The 453-nt window shown below is 66.7% G+C and carries 1 protein-coding gene; it reads right to left on the reverse strand.

The features are described from left to right. On the reverse strand, nucleotides 1–453 hold a 453-nt coding region (locus tag HW466_RS31420; RefSeq protein WP_279610404.1), incomplete at both ends, for an alkaline phosphatase family protein.

The following is a 453-nucleotide window of genomic DNA, read 5'->3' on the forward strand; positions in this document are numbered from 1 at the left end:
GCTGCCGCCGCGCAGCGGGTTCACCACGTTGTGGATCTCGGCGCTCACGTTCACCTTCGACAGGCCCTGGGCGCGGTTGGTCGGCGGTTGCGGCGGGGCGATGTGGTCGAAGAAGCCGTCGTTCTCGTCGTACATCAGGAAGAAGGCGGTCTTGCTCCACACATCCGGGTTCGCGGTCAGCGCGTCGAGGATCTGGGCGATGTAGGTCGCGCCGTAGGCCGGCGTGTAGCTCGGGTGCTCGGAATAGATCGCCGGCGGGCACAGCCAGGAGACCTGCGGCAGCTGGTTGGCCAGCACGTCGTTCTTGAGGTCGACCAGGGTGCGCACCGCGTTGCCGCGCGTCTGCAGCGCGGAGCCGGCCGGCGCGTTGATGAAGTTGGCGAAGTTCGGCAGCATGTTGGTGCCGTAGTTGCCGTTCACCGGATCGTTGCCGTTCACGCCCTGCTGGTAGAG

Origin of the sequence: Burkholderia territorii, from assembly GCF_902833055.1 — a bacterium.
GTDB lineage: Bacteria > Pseudomonadota > Gammaproteobacteria > Burkholderiales > Burkholderiaceae > Burkholderia > Burkholderia territorii.